Raw genomic sequence first — 20,034 nt, forward strand, 5'->3', positions numbered from 1 at the left:
GGCAGAGCAGCAGAAAATATTAGAGATGCAGCTAGTGCCGTGTCAGGAGGCATGCGTACTGCGGCTACAACTGTGACTGGGGCTGCACGTAGCGCGACTAAGGCTACACAGAGGGGAGCTAGCAAGGCTGCGGAAGGAGTTGCCAAAGCAATTCCTAAAGAAGTGCTCATAGGCATGAATGCAGTATCAGCCAGAGCTGGAATGGTAGCTTCTGGAGTACGTAGAGGAGCGAGCAGAGCAGCAGAGAATATTAGAGATGCGGCAAGTACTGCGTCAGTAGGTATGAATGCTGCAGCTACAACTGTTACTGAGGCGGCACGTAGCGCTGCTAAGGCTACACAGAGAGGTGCTGGCAAGGTGGCGGAAGGAGTTGCCAAAGCAATTCCTAAAGAAGTGCTCATAGGCATGAATGCAGTATCAGCCGGAGCTGGAATGGTAGCTTCCGGAGTACGCAGGGGAGCGAGCAAGGCAGCAGAAAATATTAGAGATGCAGCAAGTACTGCATCAGTAGGTATGCATGCTGCGGCCACAACTGTCACTGAGACGGCACGTAGCGCTGCTAAGGCAACACAGAGAGGTGCTAACACTGTAGCTTCCGGAGTACGTAGAGGAGCGGGCAAGGCAGCAGAAAATATTAGAGATGCGGCAAGTGCTGCATCAGGAGGTATGCGTGCTGCGGCCACAACTGTTACTGAAGCGGTACGTAACGTTGCTAAGGCTACACAGAGAGGTGCTAACGCTGTAGCTTCTGGTGTACGTATAGGAGCGGGCAAGGTATCTGAAAATATCCGTAGAATTTCAGGGGAACCTGCTGCACAAGTGCTAAAATACTCAGTAACCGAGGAAGTAGTGAAAAAGCGGGACGGAACAAAAAAAGCGAAATCTGTGTCTTTCTGGGATGAGGTTACTACAGAAAGTGCGTCGCGTAATGCTACTTCGCACGCAGCAAATAGCTCCAATACTCCGGAAAGTAGAAGTTCTATTGATTCCGGTATTGAGGAACAAACTGCAGGTAGTCATGCTCAAAAACTTGCAGCGAGTAGAGCTAATTCTTCAGGTAGGGGTAAATAACTACGAAGCTTAATCACATATTTTATGTGTGAGGATGAGGCATCTATAGGTAGACACTTTCCACTTGTAGATGCCTCGCAGCTGCATTAGTTAACGCTCTCAATAAAATTCTGTATTGCATTGTAGGCAATCCCTAAAGACTGCTGATCATTTAGTAAGTGATCACCATTTTTTGTTAGTATCACTTCGACATTTTGTGTACGCACTTTATGCGCAATCTCTAATGATGACTTATAAGGTATAACCTCATCATTTACACTGTGAATCAAAACCATTGGGCAATCTATAGGTAACTCGGTTCTGTTGAGAACAAGGTAATCCCTACCACTTGTGAGTATCCTATTGTTTATGTCGTAGCCTTTTCCATTTTTTAGTATCGTAACCTCCCCACCAGTTTCAAGAATGTGCATACTATGCTTTTCGCTCGTATTGACGTTTTCTGCGCTAAGAGAACGCGGACTCAAGCCCACTACTCCCTGCATTCTCTTTACATAAGAGGTGGCCTTTTTTGTTTCAATAATTTCAGCTTTTTCCTGCTCGCTTAGTACCAGGGATTCAGTAAAATCTGGAGCAGCTGCAAGCCCTATGAGTCCGTGTATGCCTCCAGCAAAGGAAGACATCGCTACATGTAGCATAAGCCATCCTCCCATGCTGGTTCCTACGAGTATAAGTGGCCTATCAAAAGTTTCGCGTTTAACATGTGCCACAATATGTAAGCAGCTATTGTACCAATCGTGTAGTGTGCATTTGTTAAAATCGCCTCCAGACACGCCGTGTCCCAGGTAGTCAAAAACTACACAATCTATTTTGTGATGTTCGCAGTAACTGAAGAGCGAAGACGCCTTTTTCCCTTTCATCTCAGATGTAAAGCCGCCAAAACACACTACTGACGCCTTACTAGGGTGTTGAGTGTGTTTATATGCTAAGGACAACCCACCTTCAAGCGTAACATGCCTTACCATTTCCTACCTCAAGCATAGACTTAAGGAAAATGTAAACAAATAAACCATATGAGGCAACGATTGCATGAATTATGCACATACTTTATGCATAATCTCCCTTAAGTAGAAAAAGATAGCATCCAAAGCCGCACTATCGTCATTGCGGTGACCGCCTGACTTTATCAAATGTACAACAACGTCGTCAGATTGTAATTTATTAGCTACTTGTAGTGATATAGTATAATCCACTACTGTGTCGTTCATTCCATGCAATATCCGCACAGGGCATGTTACTGGTATATGCTCCATTTGCAGCAGCAAATGGTTTTGAGCATCACGTATGAGATCACCGGTTATGGTATACGAGCACCCCTCCACCGTATGCTCGACCTTACCATTTTTTAAAGCAGATGCTCTCTCATCCGCAGCAAGCCTTTCAGTAAAATCTGGCGCCGGGGCAATTCCTAGAACCCCTTTAACTCTGTCTGGATACAACATTGCGACTAACAACATCAACCACCCGCCCATGCTTGATCCTACAATTACAACGGGTCCACTCGGGAGGACGGATTCCATGATCTTACGGCTTGATAAAAGCCAGTCACTCAACGTACACTCCGTGAACTCCTTATCCGACACACCGTGACCCAGGTAGTCGAAAATCGTGCAACTTATGTGTTTAGAGACACAGTAGTCGAAGAGGGCAGTAGCTTTGGTACCCTGCATACTGGACGCAAAACCGCCGAAATAAACAACTGAGATAGAGCTTTTAAATTCCGTCTGCTTATACGCTATGCGGAGACCTTGCTCCAACTCAAGATGTCGAACACTGTACATACGTCCGCAATGCTACAACCAAGCGCCTGCATTCTACATTAATAATCTGCGATTGTCACGTTGCATTATTACAGAGGGTTGTATAAACCACCAACCCGCTCTCTCCACAGTATTATATTCGAACATGGAGACATCCTAGACCATAATGTAACGCGCATAAGGCGGAGAGGGGCTTTCTTTACTCCAGTGACTTGAAATATGCCAACAGGTCAGCTATATCTTCCGGCTTTGAAAGTCCAGGAAATGCCATCCTAGTCCCACTTGCATAATTACGGGGGCTAGTAAGAAAAGCGAAAAGATCCTCCTCTGTCCACTTGCCGCCCTTACTTAGCAAAGCTTTTGAATACGTGAATGAGGAGCTACGACACTTTGGTGCTCCTATGATGCCTCCTAAATTTGGTCCTACTCTGTCAGTGCCACCCTTATTGATAGTGTGACACGCTGTACATTTTTTCGATATAGATTTACCGCGTTCAGCATTTGCATTAGCGAGCAGAGCAGCGATGTCAAGCGTAGCTGCGCCTCCACCACCAGCGCTACCGTCAGCTCCCGGACCAGCGTCTGTGCTAACACTATATCCTCTGGGCTCAGGTGAGTAATTTGGGACGTATAGCAAATCCACCACATTGCTGATGATGAGAACTATAAAAGATGCCAAGAGAACCCCGGTAGCGATTCTATTCAGATTATAGTTGCCCACTTACCAACCTATAAAACATACCAGTATCCAAAGGATCTTGCATACACCAAAAACGCCATAGTAGAAAACGCAGATGCACTTCTACTTTCCACGCGCGGCTCACGCGTACAGTATATAGAGTATGGAAACATACCGCAACATGTCACTGAGTTTCGTCCCGCTGAAGAGGTTACTGGGCACCATATAATGCTACAAAGGGAAACACACCTGAAGATGCCCAGAAACGCGGTTGTTCTTAGCAGTTGTATTGCTATAGGCGTATGATACCCTCATACTTTGAAGAAATTACTAACCTGCTGGGAATACGTTGCTGAGCGCGCAAAAGCTTTCAACGTTATCTCTGGGAAAAAGAATAATGCTATTGTGCATGCGCAAGTCATTAGCATGGCTACAATCATCCATGGAGGAACACATACCACGGTGTGGGTGCTATGTGAACGAGAGAAAAATGCTCTGTATACTACAGGTGCAAAGTACAATGTGTTCAGCAACGTGCTTACTATCACCGCAAATACCACCAAGAAATTATTCTGATGCAACGCCGCAGATATGATGTAAAACTTGCCCCAAAATGTAGGTGCAGGAGGTATACCTATCATGGAAAGTGCGCCTATTGAGAAAGCTATAAAAGTTATTGGCATAGCCCTTCCCAAGCCGTCAATATCCTTAATGTCAGTTTTTCCCGTGCAAACGTAAATTACGCCAACGGCAAAAAACAGGGTTATCTTGGCAAACGCATGACAAATCATTTGAGTCATTGAGGCCATTACAGAATCTGCTGTGTACATAGACACAGCTAGTGTAATGTAAGACAACTGCGATATCGTCGAATAAGCCAGTAGCTTTTTTAAGTTTGTTTGTTGTGCAGCGATAATGGAGCCCACTATCATAGTGCATGCTGAAAGATACATCCCAATGTTGAGGAAGGACATCGTCCCCTCTAAGATAGCTCCCCTTGTTGCAAAGAATTCGCGCATACCATCGATGCCAAGAGAATAGACGGCGATCTTTATTATTGTAAACACACCGGATTTCACAACAGCTACTGCATGAAGTAACGCACTAACAGGAGTCGGCGCTACCATGGCCTTTGGAAGCCAAACATGGACCGGCACTAGAGCTGCCTTTGCAACACCTAGGCACATCAAAGCAGCTATGAAAACCGAGAGGCTAGGGTTAACATCAGAGACAAAACTACCTGCCCCAAATATTCCGGGAGCTACACTAGAAATCATCACCACTGACGGCATGAAAAAGAGCATGGATGAGCATACTAGAGTTTTTATATAAAAACGTCCTGATGCAAAAGCAGTGCTACTTCTACTATGTATTATCAAGGGATAAGTACACATTGTCAGCATCTCGTAGAAAGTAAATAGTGTTATCACATTTCCGGAAAACGCTACGCCCAACGTGCACCCAATACTTGCAGAAAAACAGCCATAGAAGACGTTTTTATTTTTTGACCTACCCTCAACTCTATTCATGTAGCTCACTGTGTATATACTTGCGATTACCCAAAGCAGCGAAACCATAATGCCAAACGTTACGCCAAAGATTTCGGGTATAAGTACAAATTTCAGTGATGAAGACACACTATATTGCAGAGCCGAACCTCTTCCATTCTCAAGAAGCCCGAAAATAAGACAGGTTATGGGGAATAATGCAGCGGACGACAATAACGATGCTGCCTCACACAACCAGGGAATACGTCTTGGTGCCAAAAACATGAGAACTGCGGCAGAAAACGGTAACAACACCGCTACCATTGGCAACATGTCAGAGTGACAAAAAATATCTACCACTTACCAAGTTATGACACAGAAAGGGCATTAATATCAACAAAACCGCAGCAAGTAAAACACTTTGTGTTATACAACGTAAAGTGCAAGCCTGGGTTGCAGCATAAATGCTGCATGCTTAATGTCTGACGTCTCTATAATCACTGTTAGAAATAGCACACTTTGCTGACAAAAGCTTGGCAACAGGAACTTTATATGGGGAACATGATACATAGGTAATTCCAGTCTCATAGGCGAGCCTCATTGCCTCCTCTGTGCTACCGTGTTCCCCGCAGATGCCTGTCTTAATTGAGGTTCCCTCTTTGTCCACCTCTCTGATGAGTCCCATTGCTATTCTTATCAATTTGCCCACCCCTTCAACATCTAATACTGCGAAAGGATCAAAGTCAAAAACTCCGGAATTTATGTAATGTTCCATAAACTTAGGTGAGTCATCTCTTGAAAGACCGAGAGTGGTCTGCGTTAAATCATTGGTCCCAAAACTGAAAAACTGTACGTGCTTAGCCAACCTATCCGCTAACAATGCCGCCCTAGGTAGCTCTATCATGGCCCCTATTTTGTAGGGAGCATCGCCAAACTGTTGTGCGATATTTTTCACCAACTCCCCAATTAGCATAATCTCCCGCTCGTCTATGACAAATGGCACCATTATTTCAGGTACCACGACCATATTAGACTCCTCGTATAGCTCTCGCGCTGCCATGAATATAGCTTTTATCTGCATTTCATAGATTTCTGGATTAGAAACACCAACTCTGCAGCCCCTGTGGCCAAGCATAGGATTTTTTTCGGTTAAAGCAGCCACCCTATACTTAATATGCTCGAGGGACTTACCCATGTTCTTTGCCATACACTCAAATGCTTCATCGCTAGTAGGCAAAAACTCGTGCAGAGGCGGATCTAGAAGCCTTATGGTGATAGGTTTTCCCTCTAGTGCGCAAAACATTTTCTTGAAATCGTCTTTCTGGACAACCTCCAGCCTCTGTAAAGCTTTTGCACGCTCCTGGGTGTCTGATGCTAGGATCATCTCACGTACAAGAAAAACTCTGTCATCAGAGAAAAACATGTGCTCAGTGCGGCATAGTCCAACGCCGTCAGCACCAAATAGCAGAGAATTTTTTACATCTTCGGGTGTATCAGCATTTGCCATAACGCCTATAACCCTAACCTCGTCTATCCAACTCATCAATACGTGAAAAGTTTCAGAGAGCTCTGGAATCAGTGTCCTCACCTCTCCTAACATAATTTCTCCCGTGCTTCCGTTTATAGTTATGCTCTCAGCCTTGTTTACTCTGTCACCGCTTTGATTAGCGAAAAAACTCTCACCCTTATCGATGAATAATCCGGTTGCACCGCAAACGCACGGCTTACCCATGCCCCTGGCCACAACAGCAGCATGGGACGTCATTCCTCCTCTCAAAGTCAAAACGCCATCAGCTATTATCATGCCACCGATGTCTTCCGGACTGGTTTCAGTTCTCACCAATATCACGCTCTTTCCTTGAGACTTCAGCTCTCCTGCATCAACCAAGTTAAATGCAACACATCCAGATACCGCACCAGGTGACGCAGGCAAACCCCTACCAAAAATTGCATTGTCGCACTTTTCATCCAATATTGGGTGAAGAAGCCCAGTAATTGTATTTTGGTCTATCCGCATAATGGCTTCTTTCTTTGAAATTAGACCTTCCTCAGCCATACTAACTGCAATATGTATTGCAGCTTGAGCGCTGCGCTTTCCGGCCCTGGTTTGCAATATCCATAACTTTCCGTCCTGCACCGTAAACTCTATGTCTTGCATGTCACGGTTGTGCCTTTCTAGTGTTGTACACACCTCAACCAACTCCGCATAGACATTGGGCATTGCCTCTTTCAAGAGGCGCACAGGATGCGGATCCCTTTGCCCAGAAACTACATCCTCGCCCTGCGCATTCAATAGAAACTCTCCAAACAACTCTTTTGCTCCAGTTGATGGATTGCGCGTAAATATGACGCCAGTAGCCGAATTTTGGTTGATATTTCCAAATACCATAGACTGTACATTTACAGCCGTACCAGTGCTAGCCGGTATGTTGTACATGTTTCGGTAAGCAACAGCTCTTTCGTTCGTCCAAGACCTAAAAACTGCTCCTATCGCCCCATATAGTTGAGCCTTAACATCTTGTGGAAACTCTTTTCCTGCCTTGGAAATGAGCACTTCCTTAAATTCTGATACCAGCTCCAATATTGCGTCTTGGTCCGTGATATCTTCATCGTGCATAAGCGACAGATTCTTACGCTTTTCATCCATGAGATCCTGAAACAGATGATCATCCAAATGCAAAACTGTCGTCGCATACATTCGTATCAGTCTGCCGTAACTCTCATATGTGAACCGCTTTCCCATGGAGTGTTGGAGTTTCTCAGCTATTTCGTCATTGATTCCTACATTAAGGATCGTGTCCAGCATTCCTGGCATTGATTGCACACTACCAGACCTAACAGATACAAGCAGCGGCCGCTCTATATCCCCGAACACAAGGCCAGTTTCTTTACTAAGGACCTCCAACGCGGCGTCTATCTCTGCCTTGATGTCTGAGGTCAACTCACCGACCTCGTAGTAGTTACTGCAAGCCTTTGTAGATATTGTAAATCCTGGAGGAACGCTCACGCCTATCTTGCACATTTCAGCAAGTCCTGCACCTTTTCCTCCTAGCAAGTGGATCAAGTGCCTATCTCCGTCACACCTACTTCTTCCGAAGTGGTAAATTAGCCTTCCATCCATATGTTTCTACCAGGTTTAAAAGAAGAGACAGGCATGTATTGCCACATACCTCTGCCAATATAAAGCTTAATGTTACCAAGCGCAACTACGTACATTAGGTGACTACAAGAAAAACAACTATAGGAGCCCTATATAGGGGAATGCGTAATTCTAACCTGTCCTAGAAAGCGCAACGAAAACTGTGATTCAAAATAAAACGCTATTCTGACGTATTATAGGGATAAGCTACCGCAACAACTGTTGTGCCGAATAATAGATCGTGCATTGTACTTGCTGTAGGGGAAAATAACCCCATCAAATACCAAAATATCCAGAAGAGCGTAGTTATTACGTGGAGCAACAGTGCTAAAGATACTACATATGCGCCATCAAACATGCTTATTGCTTGCAGCAAAAGTAACTCTATTGCTGGGCACAAGAATTGTGACAGGGTTCTATTAAAAATGACCCTTGCGGTTATCGTTTTCTGGCCATTCATCTCTACTCGGATTTTGGCTATTTTCTGTCCAAGAGACTGACGCGGACATTTTACGTAATACGCACACGATGTAACCAAGAAAAGCGCAAAGTACAGCAGATGTCCTCCATGAAGCAGCATGACTATCGGCGATACAACCAGAGATACGAGGGCTATATCCACCATTGTAGCCAATATTCTTTTTGGGATGCTAGCCGGAAGTAGTTCTTTCATATTTTCTTACAAGTGACCCCTCTATGAAAGCGCCTAATTCTCTAAAATTTGAAAAGGCAAACACGTTTTTGTTGGAAAAATTATTATATCCAACAGGTAGACATCCAGCCCTCAGGGCGGCTTCTGTGTCTGAATCGCTATCTCCAACAAACAGTACTGACCTGCTGGGAGAAATTCCAAGCATATCCAACGCCACAATTAGCGGTTCTGGCGAGGGCTTATTTTCCGCTGTGTCACCTTCTCCAATAATGGCGAGAAAGTACTCTGACAATCCCAAGTCGTGCACCTCTTTCCGCAATTGTGGCCCATTTTTGTTGCTCACTATACCCATTTTTATGTCATTTGTACTGAGGAATTTTAGGAGCTCATGCGCATTCTCATTAACACGTATCCCATGAGCGGCTGTATCAGGTTTTCCAACTTCAAATTTTGGATCTGTATTGTCGTTTCCTGTATTGCTAGAAACCGAATTTTCGTTAGATACAAGAGAAGGGTACGTATTACTCTTCGCAGCAGATCGCAGGCGTGCGCTGGTCGCACTTATCAAGGTATTACACCAGTCAAACAGTACAGCTGATATAGTATACATAACACTCAACGTATATTCTCCTGCAGGTATAAGATTCAACAGTGCAGTTCTTAATAGTAGGTTAAGAGGGCACACCAAACTCCTTTTTAGCAGATACGTAGCTAATTTTGGAGTTTTTGACCACAGAGAAGTAACACATTACTCTTTCGCACCGCAACTTCTCTTTGATAACGTAATCATATTGCGTGAAGACACCTTGTACACTGCTGCAGGATACCCAATTTATGGTAGGTGTCTTATGTCAAACATGTGTCTAGTTCACAAAAGGACCTATGCAATTGGTGATAACACCTTCCAAACCCCTCACGAGGATTTCATCGTAAAACTTTGCGCCAACGCCACTGCAATGTGTGTCCTCTAGTACAAGAACATACACACCATCTATGACAGGTGCCTCACTTCAGCCGTATATGCAACTCATCCAATCTGCTCTTTTCCAGTTCCGCTGGCGCTCCAGTTAACAAATCTTCTCCCATCTGATTTAATGGGAAGCATATAACCTCTCTAATGTTTGGAGCGTCAGCCAGTAACATGACGATCCTGTCTATTCCAGGGGCTATGCCGCCGTGTGGCGGTACTCCAAACTTGAAAGCTCGCACTAATGCACCAAATTGTGAGTCAACTTCCTCCTGCGTGTACCCAACCATAGAAAATGCCTTGTAAAGCACATCGAGTTTGTGATTTCTTATGGCACCACTCGATATTTCTATACCATTACACACTATGTCGTACTGGTATGCCAGTATCGCTGCGGGGTCGCTTTCCAGAAGTGCTTGCATCCCGCCCTGTGGCATAGAGAAAGGGTTGTGGAAGAAATCCAGCTTTCCATTTTCATTACTAAAATACGGAAAATCTGTTATCCAACAGAACTTAAAAGTGTCTTCCTCTATGAGGTTTAGCTCCTTCCCCAAAAGATTTCTTACTGAGCCAGAGAATTCCGCAGCCTTGCTCTTTGTATCTGACATGAAAAATACACTATCACCATTGCCTATGCCCGATATGCGCTTTATTTCTTCGAGTTCCTTGTCATTAAGAAATTTTGCGATAGGCCCCTTCGCCGCTCCTGTTGAATCATATGTAATGTACCCTAAGCCACGTGCACCGATACTTTTGGCATATTCTATCTTGTTATCAAAGAAACTACGTGGGTGTTCAGATGTTTTTGGCGCAGGTATAGCCCGTACTACTGCTCCATTTACAATGGCGTCTTTAAAAGTTTTGAATTCTGAGTCGCGAAAAATGTCTGTCACATCTGCTATTTTCAGTGGATTTCTAAGATCTGGTTTGTCTGATCCATAAAACAACATGGCATCTTCGAATGTAATCCTAGGAAATTCTCTTGATACGTGTCGTCCCCCTGAAAACTTTTCAAATATGTTTAGCAGTACTTCCTCCACTGTGGAAAATATATCGTCTTGGGTTGCAAAGGACATCTCAATGTCTAACTGGTAGAACTCTCCGCGTGATCTATCAGCTCTAGCATCTTCATCACGAAAACATGGTGCTATTTGAAAATATTTATCAAATCCACCTGCCATGAGTATCTGTTTGAATATCTGCGGAGCCTGTGGAAGAGCGTAAAACTTTCCAGCGTGTATTCTACTGGGAACAAGATAATCTCTAGCCCCTTCAGGAGATGATGCTGTCAATATAGGAGTATGAATTTCCATAAATCCTCTGTCCTCCATCTCTTTGCGCATTTCAGATATGACTTTGGACCTGAGGACTATGTTGTCCCTTACTTTTTCGCACCTTAGGTCTAAAAATCTGTACCGCAAGCGGAGGGTTTCTGGGTAATTTGTGCTAGTGTGCACATTCAATGGCAGAGGTTCCGCCTCTGATTCCACGACTAGAGAGTGTACTTTTACTTCTACATCTCCCGTACTCAAAGAGGAGTTTACCGTGTCGGTGCTTCGTCTTTCTACTGTTCCGTGTGCTGTAATTACACTTTCCAGGTTTATTGTACGTGCTTTGTCAAATAATTCTGCATTATGGGATTCGTTGAATACGAGCTGCGTTACTCCATAAAAATCTCTTAGGTCAATAAACAGTACACCACCATGATCACGTTTTCTGGATACCCATCCTGATAAAGTAACTTCCTGTCCTTCATGAGAAGAGTTTAACTCATTGCATAGATGCGACCTATATATCATGTGTTACACTGCATAATTTGAAATATATCAACTTATTATCACAATATTGCCCGATGCCATGGAAAAATTGTAAATATCCAGCAAAGAGTGTGCAGTTATACATTATACTCGCGGCTTAGATAGTGCCTGCAGTAACATCAATATGCGTTTTCAAGCCGATGTTGGTGTGTGGTTAACATTTTAATCGTAGATTATTTTCGGAGAAATTTAGTAGCTTTGCGTTCTTTATTTTGTTTACACATGAAGGCAATTTATCTAGAATGACGGGTTATGCGTCTGTACAAGAAATTTGATGAAATCGGGATTCAAGGCCCTGCTTTTTGCAGTGGTGCTGATTGCTACTCAGACTGGTTGTAGTGCGCTGGTTGCTGGAGTTGCAGTAGTTACAGGGGCCGTAGTGGCTATACAAGAGCGTTCTGTAGGTGATGTTATAGACGATGCTTCAGTACTGATCAAGCTGAATAGAGCTTTGTTCAAGGCTGGTATGTTCTCTTCGGTTACTGCAAAAGTCAGTGAGGGTAGGGTCCTTCTCATAGGAATTGTGGATTCTCCGGAGAAGAGAGTCAGCGCAGAAAGGCTTGCATGGCAACAGGAAGAAGTCAAAGAAGTTGTGAATGAGGTAGTTGTTGAGAAGAACGCTACCACTGTCAAGGAGTTTGCTACCGACAGCACGATAAGTGCGCAAATAAAGGCACGCATGATGGTGCGGGCTGGAGTTAAGTCAGTAAATTACAGCGTAAACACCATAAGTGGTGTCGTGTATATCATGGGTATAGCACGCGACAACAAGGAGTTAAATGCTGTAATAACAATAGCAAAAAGAGTAAGGGGTGTTAAACAGGTGGTAAGCTACGTAAGGCTCAAACACAGCAGATTACGCAACTAGGGGTTGATGAGTGCTACGTGTCGCATTTCAGATGGATTCCGATGTAATCGTGGGACGCGATGTAACTGTTAAGTTCATACAAGAAGCGCAGCGCAGAGGGCATGAAGTATTTTTTTATCAACCCAATACTTTATCCTTTTTTGAAACTGCGGTTGTTGCGGATGCGTGTTCAGTGGCGGTAAGAAACAACTCGCTAGTTTTCGGTAACAAAGCAAAACTTGACCTGGAAAGCGTGCATATTTTGTTCATAAGACAAAATCCTCCCTTTGATATGCGGTACATAACTACTACGTACCTTCTTGAGAGGCTTACTAATGTGCTGTTCATCAATGATCCTAAGTCTATAAGGAATAACCCGGAGAAATTGCTTCCTCTTTCGTTCCCAGAATTTATACCCCCCACTTTAGTCACTGAAAATGCTTCTGACATATGTGAATTCTATGAAGAGTACGGCGATGTCGTTATGAAGCCTTTATATTCTTATGGGGGACATGGAGTTGTAAGAATTTGTGGCGCTACAAGTATTAGAGTTATTTCAGAGGTGATGGTTGAACGATATTGCGCACCTGTTGTTGTGCAGAAGTTTATACCCAATGAAGGAGCAGACAAGAGAGTTATATTGTTGTCTGGCAGGCCTGTTGGTGTGATAAAGCGCAAAGTTTCTCTCGCAAGTGAAATAAGGGCAAACATGAGAGTAGGTGCCGTGCCATGTGCGACAGAATTATCTGAGCGCGAGTATGCAATATGTGCGGCAGTTGGGGGAAAAATTTCTTCTGAGATAGCTTTTGCTGGGATAGACCTTCTGGAGGGATATCTATTAGAGATTAATATTACATCTCCCTGTGGGATATTGGAAATTAATGATGTGTACGATAGGACGCTAGAAAAGGACTGTTGGGATCACTTCGAAAGCATGCTATCTTCGGCATGAGATAGTAGTCGTGATCATGGGTGTGTCACGCAGTATGCTTAGAAGGAAGTTCAAGCATCGTGGTTTATTTCTTCCTGGATTAGGAGGGAAATGGTTGTGAGTATTGTTGGCAGAATGCTTTATATGTACAAGTCGGTGACTTGTACAATACGCGAGTGCGGCAGGCGTGTAGGCATTGCTTCTATTAAGTTTTGTAGGAGTAGGGGATTTGCTATTGCCCTGGGTTTGGTTTTAGTTTTTGCTGCAGGTGGTGGTTTCTTGTACCAATCGAGAACCAGGGCTGCTTTTAGCATATCTGATGTATTTTTGGCGCTAGGGTTTTCTGTAAAAGAGATTGTAATAAAGGGAAACAGCGCTGTTACCGATGAGCAGATCCTCAGAGTAATAGAGAATCAAAGGTCTATAGTACTGCTTCCGCTTAATGAACTATGCGAACGGATAAAAAAGCAGAGTCCATGGATAAAAAAAGTTTCTATCAGCAGGGTGATTCCCAGTGGGGTGTTGAACGTTAGTATCGTGGAATATGAGGCTTTTGCAAATTGGTACCACGGCGGTATTAATTCGATAATTGATGATACGGGATACGTTATACTGGACCACGATAGGAGATACGAAAACTTGATTTCCATTTACGGTGAGAATGCTGTACAAAATCTAGCTTTTATAAAGAGGATACTCGGAAGTGGAGATGAGTTGAGTACGATGATCTCCTCTTTCGTATTTGCTGACGGTGGCAAGTGCAGTATAGATTTTTCCAGTGGATTACGGGTCAAGTTTTCCCAGCATGATGCTGATGTTGTGTGGAATAAGCTAGTGGGTCTATATGAAGCATCATCTGGCATTCTTATGCAGAAGATTATTGATATGGACGCTTTAAGTGTTACCGATGAAAGAGGCAAAGCCTGACATAAAAAGTCGAGACTTATACGCCTAGCAAGTGTGCACCCTCACGTGTTTTGTTGTAAAAAAGTTGCACTAATTGCATTATATGATTGAATGTTTTGTTGTACACCAATATGATTAGGTGTAGAACATGTGCGGTGTTCTGATGTTTAATGTTCAGTTAAGCATATTTTTACCACACCGAGTAAAATGTTTGCTGATCTAAAGAAGCGGTGTTTATGTCGAAGGCGAAGAGGTTTTACACACCTGAGGTCTTGGTTGTTGATGATGAAGCAGACCTAAGGGCGATGATTCAAGATATCTTGAGAGATGATAACTATGTCACCAGGGTTGCTGCTGATGGGTTAACTGCGCTGAAATTAGCCTATGAAAGGAAACCAGACGTTGTTCTACTGGACATATGGCTGAAGGGGTCCGACATAGATGGGCTGAGTGTGTTAGAAAAGCTTCGTGAGAGATATCCTTCACTTCCAGTGGTTGTTATCAGTGGACATGGAAATGTTGCAACGGCGGTGAAGTCGCTGCACATAGGGGCGTACGATTATATAGAGAAGCCCTTCACTGAGAGTAGGTTGAAGCTTGTTCTGAGGAGGGCTGTTGAGTCGGGAAGGCTTAGAAAAGAGAATGACGAGCTGCGGTCCTTTTTCGAGGACTACGATCTTTTAGGTAATTCTCCCCAAATTAGGAATTTAAGGAGTTTGATAAGTAAAGCCTCGGCAACATCGAGTAGGGTGCTCATTACTGGAGCTCCTGGGACAGGGAAAGAGGTAGTTGCGAGGTTGATACACAACAAGAGCGTGGGTAGAAATTCGTTTGTGAGTTTTTGTCCTTCTATTCTGCCTGAGAGTAGCTATCTGGAGAATATTTTTGGTAAAGAGGATGGGGGCAATGCTTTACAACATGTGATACCGCACAGTGTTGGTATTGTAGAGCAAGCAAACTGCGGTACCCTGTTCATAGACGAAGTGACAGATCTCAGGTATGATGCGCAACTTAGATTTATGAGATTGCTCCAAGAAGGCAGGATATACAGGGAAAACGGGAAGATACCGGTTAACGTGGATACCAGAGTTATAGCATCGTCTTCCAGGTCTGTTGAGAAAGAGGTTCAGTTAGGGAGGTTTTGTGAAGATCTGTATTACAGGTTAAATGTGTTCCCTATCAGAGTGCCATCACTATCTGAGTATTGTGTTGATTTACCTGAGATATGCGAGTGTATGATGACGAGCATATGCGCCAAGATGGGCTTGACTCCGCGCTCTATAAGCGAAGAAGCCATTGTTGCTATGCAGTCGTACTGCTGGCCTGGGAATTTGAGGCAGCTCCGTAATGTGCTGGAGTGGGTGTTGATAATGCAAACCTCAAAAGATGTTATAACTGTCGATGATCTTCCCGCTGAAATAGTCAGTGGTGCGCCAATAAACAGTGTCTTTACGCATATAGTTTCTGCTCCTCTAAGGAAAGCCAGAGAAGAGTTTGAAAGGCAATATCTACGTATGCAGCTTTCGAGGTTTGGGGGCAGCGTCTCAAAAACTGCAGAGTTTATAGGTATGGAGAGATCTGCACTGCATAGGAAGATAAAAACGCTAGGGTTGTGTAGCAGCTAGAAGTTTTGTTTTTTCTTGCATGTGTAAAGGCTAGTGTAAAAGGCTACTAGCCGCTCCTTCCACAAGTACTGTGCTATCACTTTTAGAGTGAAAAGGTAGCGGATAAGGTCTTTTTGTAGTTCCTAAGCCTGATATTACTAAGGTGCAAGTATTTCTTGTAGTGCTTGTTCTGTATCGCATCTTCCTGTGAGCAAACCCGAGACTGCCGCACATATAGGTAGGTTAATACCCAATGCGTTGCCTAGTAGGTGGGCAGATAGGGCGCTAGCGGCTCCTTCTACAAGTACTGTGCTATCACCTTTAGAGTGAAAAGGTAGCGGATCGGGGTTTTTTCCAATCTTAAGTCCAAAAGACATATTTCTAGAGTTAGGTGTAGTGCATGTCAGTACCAAGTCCCCGAGTCCAGGTAGGCCCATCAAAGTTTCTGGCTCAGCACTGCCCGTTTTCGCTATACATAAATCACGTATCTCCCGTAGCCCTTTGGTCAGTACTGTTGCTGCAGCATTATTGCCAAGGTTTCTTCCCAGCACTATTCCGCAAGCTATTGCGACTACATTTTTTAATGCTGCACATATCTGGACACCCATGTAATCGTCATGAGGGGTGAGACGCATTGTTGCACTGCTAAGCTCGGATGCGAGCGATATTTCTTGTTCTTTATTATTGCCGGCCAGAACCATTGCACAAGGTAAGGAACCTGCTATCTCTGTGGCAAAGGCTGGGCCTGATAGTACAAACACGGAGTTTTGAGGGAAAAATTCTTCAATAACCTCACTGGGTAATTTCAGGGACGCATTTTCGATGCCCTTACTGCATATCAATATGGATACATCTGGACTTAGGGCTTTTGCTTCCTGCATGCAGACACACAAGTTACGTAATTCCTGTGTTGGAACGCATAATAGAAGCGCAGAAGATCTACGTAATACTTTCTCCAGATCTGTGGTGATTTCAATAGTTTTAGGAAGAAAATATCCCGGTAGATACTTAGTATTCTCCCCCCTGGTACGAAGCGATTCAGCAAATGTTTCGCTACGACTCCACAAGGTCACACTATGTTCTGCATTGCTAAGCGCGATTGACATTGCTGTTCCAAAAGCACCTGCACCCAAAACTGCTACATGCACGAATACCTCACGACACGCCCGTTCAACAGCACAATATAACTTGGTGCGTACTTTATAAAAGAAAAAAATGTTCATTGAAATGGAGAATACTCAAAACTGTGTGTATATGTAGTGCTGATAAGCTTGTGGGTAGAAGCAGTTGTGCGGGACAAATCTGGAGGACTTTTGCGGTTGTTGTGGATTTTGATGCAATGGTAAGTTATGGGAAGATATGGTGCTTTACCATTTTGTTTTGTGTGTGTACTACACTTAGGAAGTACTAGAGTGCGATGTGCGATTATAAATTTAGGGTGTAGGATTTGGATATAGTAAGGGACTGGGTAACCTGGCTAAAAGACGAGAGGATGTATGCCCTAAATACCGTTGAGGCTTATAAAAGAGACATAACCGACTTTTTACGTACTATTTGCGCAGGAAGGGATGAGTTTAAGTTAGAAGACCTTGCTGGGGTAAGTATTTCTGAATTTAGGAATTGGCTAGTAACCCTAAGCAGAAGAGGCAAGAAACCCAGATCTAATGCGCGTGCTATGGCTGCATTGCGTAATTTTTTCCGCTATGCACACAAGGTATATAATATAAAAAACGATGCTGTATTCGCGATTTCTACTCCCATAATAAGGCAGGGTTTGCCCAGGGCTATCAAGAGATCCCAAGTTTTAAAAGCAATGAGCACAGACGATGAGGCGCATTGGACTACAAAACGTGACGTAGCGATTATAGCGTTGCTATATGGATGTGGTTTACGTATAAGCGAAGCAGTAGGCATCAGATTTTGTGACCTGAGCAATGATGAAGTACGAGTGGTAGGAAAGGGGAATAAGGAAAGGATAGTACCTCTCATATCATGGGTGAATAAGTTCCTAACTGAATACATAAAGAGTTGTCCGTACTACGACAGTAATACGAAGAAAAATGGCAATGAACGCGTATTTCTTGGATTGCATGGGAAACCCATGAGTAGGACTTATTTCTCTCACAGGATAAAGGCTTTACGCAGAAACATAGGACTGCCGGAAATTACAACCCCACACGCATTCAGGCACAGTTTTGCCACACATTTATTCATTGAAGGTGTCGATATAAGGATAATACAAGAACTTCTAGGACACGCAACACTGTCCACTACGCAGGTATACACGCATTTAGACCACAAAAACATAATAGATAACTACAGATGGTTCCATCCTCAAAGTATTACTGGTGACGGAAATTAGCCTAAGCAGCAGATTACGAAAGTACCACTGCATCACCTGTACGTTGTACTATTTCCCCGATTACGTGAGATTGTTCCTTGTAATTGCTAAGTGTATCCATAACAGCTGCGGCTTTTTCTTTGTCAACTATAAGAACCATGCCTATACCGCAGTTAAAAACCTGGACCATCTCCTCCAGCGGGATTTGTGCTTCATCTTTGAGCCATACGAAAATATCGTGCATCTTCCATGAGTTTAAACGCAGCTTTGCAGCTAGATGGTTGGGTAAAATCCTGGGTATATTGCCTATAAATCCCCCGCCGGTAATATGTGCAGCAGCCTTTACGGTTTTGCGTACCTGCATGAGGGGTTCCACATATATTCTTGTAGGCTCCAGCAATACATCGGACCAAGCGCCTTCGTAGAAAGGACACTTATCTGTGTAGCTAATATCAAAATCCTTAAGGATTTTCCTTACCAAAGAAAATCCGTTTGAGTGAAGTCCAGACGAAGAAATCCCTACTATGACATCTCCTGCGTATATTTCTTCAGTGCGTGGAAGTAACTCGTCTTTTTCTGCGACTCCCACCACAAATCCTGCGATATCATAGTGTCCCTTAGGGTACATACCGGGCATTTCGGCAGTCTCTCCACCGGCCAAGGAGATATTTGCTTGCCTGCACCCCTCTGCAATGCCGGTAATGACCTCTAGAGCGACATGTTGCTCTAGAACTCCTGTTGCGAAATAGTCGAGAAGGAAGAGAGGCTTAGCTCCCTGAACAAGTATGTCGTTGACGCACATCGCCACCATGTCTATCCCTATGGATTTATGGTTGTTTGTGGATTGTGCAACAAGTAGCTTTGTGCCTACCCCATCAGTGGAAGATACCAGTACTGGGTTTTCGTACTTTTCAGCTTTGAAGAGCTCAAATAGTGCTCCAAATCCCCCCAAATCTGAAACAACACCAGGTACACGAGTTTTTGAAGACAACTCCTTTATGTTCCCTACGAGCTGATCTGCCGCTGCAATATCGACTCCAGAATCCAGGTACTTGCCCATAACATTAAAAAACACTAGTTGAAACAGGGTATCACTAGATCAGATAAACTCATACATAAAAATTTATTGATTAGCCATCACTATACTATAGAATACACGCTGTCTTTATAACCCTAGGTATATTGTTGTGGCACGTTATTGTAGCGATATTAGAGAATTATCTAACATGGAGGCCCTATCTGCGAAGTTGTTGCACGATGTTTCAGGGGTTGTAAGTGCTATTGTAACACACGTTGAGTGTGTCATGGATGATATAGAATCTGATAGCGTTCGTGAAGTTCTCGAGGATGTTCTTGAAGATGCAGTATTGAGATTTCGCCTCATAAGGAATGCCTACGGTACTACAAGTGACAATGTCACATTTAACGACACAAGGGATCGCTTGGAATGGTACCTGAAAAAGAAGGGGATAGCGGAGCTGAAATGGGATGTAAAATTGGGTTCCCTTGACGCGGAGAATAAGGAGATAGCAAACAGGGTTATCATTCATGCGGTGTTGTTCTCTACCATGACAATGGTACAGGGGCAGGCTATAGAGGTTTACGCTACAGATGAGGGCGGCAATGTGCACATACGCCTGAAACTTCTAGCTTCGGAGGTAGCAGTACACAGGGAAGTTGAAGATATCTTTTCAAGTAGCAACTACAGAGAAGAACAACTTACCACCCACAACGTTCAGCTGTACTTCATGCTGCTGTTGCTGGAAAGACACGGGGCGAAGCTCAAGTATACAGCAGGAAGCTCCGAGATTGAGATTACACTACCCATTCAATAGA

17 protein-coding genes are annotated in these 20,034 nt (G+C 43.8%); 7 read left to right on the forward strand and 10 right to left on the reverse strand.

Features of this window, described 5'->3' with window-relative positions:
* Nucleotides 1-1,071: hypothetical protein (locus tag R4I06_RS01215; RefSeq protein ID WP_334413676.1), on the forward strand; the 1,071-nt coding region annotated here is incomplete at its 5' end.
* An 86-nt stretch (nt 1,072-1,157) separates the two neighbouring features.
* Here the strand turns inward: R4I06_RS01215 and R4I06_RS01220 are convergent.
* From R4I06_RS01220 to aspS, 8 genes are all read right to left on the reverse strand, one after another.
* Nucleotides 1,158-2,033, reverse strand: a complete 876-nt coding sequence (locus tag R4I06_RS01220; protein ID WP_334413677.1) for an alpha/beta hydrolase — start codon at nt 2,031-2,033, stop codon at nt 1,158-1,160.
* A gap of 69 nt (nt 2,034-2,102) precedes the next feature.
* A complete protein-coding gene (locus tag R4I06_RS01225; protein WP_334413678.1) occupies nt 2,103-2,849 on the reverse strand; it encodes an alpha/beta hydrolase in 747 nt (248 codons plus the stop codon).
* Between the two features lie 178 nt (nt 2,850-3,027).
* A complete protein-coding gene (locus R4I06_RS01230; RefSeq protein ID WP_334413679.1) occupies nt 3,028-3,549 on the reverse strand; it encodes a c-type cytochrome in 522 nt (173 codons plus the stop codon).
* Between the two features lie 269 nt (nt 3,550-3,818).
* A complete protein-coding gene (locus R4I06_RS01235) occupies nt 3,819-5,354 on the reverse strand; it encodes a proton-conducting transporter transmembrane domain-containing protein (protein ID WP_334413680.1) in 1,536 nt (511 codons plus the stop codon).
* 115 nt (nt 5,355-5,469) lie between these two features.
* Nucleotides 5,470-8,115 carry a pyruvate, phosphate dikinase gene (ppdK, locus tag R4I06_RS01240; protein WP_334413681.1) on the reverse strand — a complete coding sequence of 882 codons (2,646 nt, stop codon included), beginning with the start codon at nt 8,113-8,115 and terminating at the stop codon, nt 5,470-5,472.
* A gap of 199 nt (nt 8,116-8,314) precedes the next feature.
* Entirely contained in the window at nt 8,315-8,806 is a 492-nt protein-coding gene (locus tag R4I06_RS01245) for an RDD family protein (RefSeq protein ID WP_334413682.1), read from the reverse strand.
* A complete protein-coding gene (locus tag R4I06_RS01250) occupies nt 8,784-9,395 on the reverse strand; it encodes an HAD family hydrolase (protein ID WP_334413683.1) in 612 nt (203 codons plus the stop codon). Before R4I06_RS01250 ends, R4I06_RS01245 begins: the two co-directional genes overlap by 23 nt.
* A gap of 395 nt (nt 9,396-9,790) precedes the next feature.
* Nucleotides 9,791-11,551 carry an aspartate--tRNA ligase gene (aspS, locus tag R4I06_RS01255; protein WP_334413684.1) on the reverse strand — a complete coding sequence of 587 codons (1,761 nt, stop codon included), beginning with the start codon at nt 11,549-11,551 and terminating at the stop codon, nt 9,791-9,793.
* A gap of 292 nt (nt 11,552-11,843) precedes the next feature.
* On the opposite strand from aspS, the gene R4I06_RS01260 reads away from it, so the two are divergent.
* The 4 genes from R4I06_RS01260 (at nt 11,844) to R4I06_RS01275 (ending at nt 15,878) form a co-directional block, all read left to right on the forward strand.
* Nucleotides 11,844-12,437, forward strand: a complete 594-nt coding sequence (locus tag R4I06_RS01260) for a BON domain-containing protein (protein ID WP_334413685.1) — start codon at nt 11,844-11,846, stop codon at nt 12,435-12,437.
* A gap of 10 nt (nt 12,438-12,447) precedes the next feature.
* The gene (gshB, locus tag R4I06_RS01265; RefSeq protein WP_334413686.1) at nt 12,448-13,368 is read left to right on the forward strand and encodes a glutathione synthase; all 921 of its coding nucleotides are present in this window, start codon (nt 12,448-12,450) and stop codon (nt 13,366-13,368) included.
* A gap of 96 nt (nt 13,369-13,464) precedes the next feature.
* On the forward strand, nt 13,465-14,274 hold the full coding sequence (locus R4I06_RS01270; RefSeq protein ID WP_334413687.1) for a cell division protein FtsQ/DivIB: 810 nt from the start codon (nt 13,465-13,467) through the stop codon (nt 14,272-14,274).
* A 215-nt stretch (nt 14,275-14,489) separates the two neighbouring features.
* Nucleotides 14,490-15,878 carry a sigma-54-dependent transcriptional regulator gene (locus R4I06_RS01275; RefSeq protein WP_334413688.1) on the forward strand — a complete coding sequence of 463 codons (1,389 nt, stop codon included), beginning with the start codon at nt 14,490-14,492 and terminating at the stop codon, nt 15,876-15,878.
* 137 nt (nt 15,879-16,015) lie between these two features.
* On the opposite strand, the gene R4I06_RS01280 is transcribed toward R4I06_RS01275, so the two are convergent.
* Nucleotides 16,016-17,005, reverse strand: coding sequence for an NAD(P)H-dependent glycerol-3-phosphate dehydrogenase (locus R4I06_RS01280; protein WP_334413689.1), 990 nt, complete (start codon nt 17,003-17,005; stop codon nt 16,016-16,018).
* Nucleotides 17,006-17,304: 299 nt separating this feature from the next.
* Between R4I06_RS01280 and R4I06_RS01285 the strand changes: the two genes are divergently transcribed.
* The gene (locus tag R4I06_RS01285; RefSeq protein ID WP_334413690.1) at nt 17,305-18,219 is read left to right on the forward strand and encodes a tyrosine recombinase XerC; all 915 of its coding nucleotides are present in this window, start codon (nt 17,305-17,307) and stop codon (nt 18,217-18,219) included.
* A gap of 13 nt (nt 18,220-18,232) precedes the next feature.
* On the opposite strand, the gene purM is transcribed toward R4I06_RS01285, so the two are convergent.
* The gene (gene purM, locus R4I06_RS01290) at nt 18,233-19,258 is read right to left on the reverse strand and encodes a phosphoribosylformylglycinamidine cyclo-ligase (protein ID WP_334413691.1); all 1,026 of its coding nucleotides are present in this window, start codon (nt 19,256-19,258) and stop codon (nt 18,233-18,235) included.
* Nucleotides 19,259-19,385: 127 nt separating this feature from the next.
* On the opposite strand from purM, the gene R4I06_RS01295 reads away from it, so the two are divergent.
* Nucleotides 19,386-20,033, forward strand: a complete 648-nt coding sequence (locus tag R4I06_RS01295) for a histidine phosphotransferase family protein (protein WP_334413692.1) — start codon at nt 19,386-19,388, stop codon at nt 20,031-20,033.
* The last annotated feature ends 1 nt before the right edge of the window (nt 20,034 follow it).

Source organism: Anaplasma bovis (assembly GCF_036903315.1).
GTDB classification, from domain to species: domain Bacteria; phylum Pseudomonadota; class Alphaproteobacteria; order Rickettsiales; family Anaplasmataceae; genus Anaplasma; species Anaplasma bovis.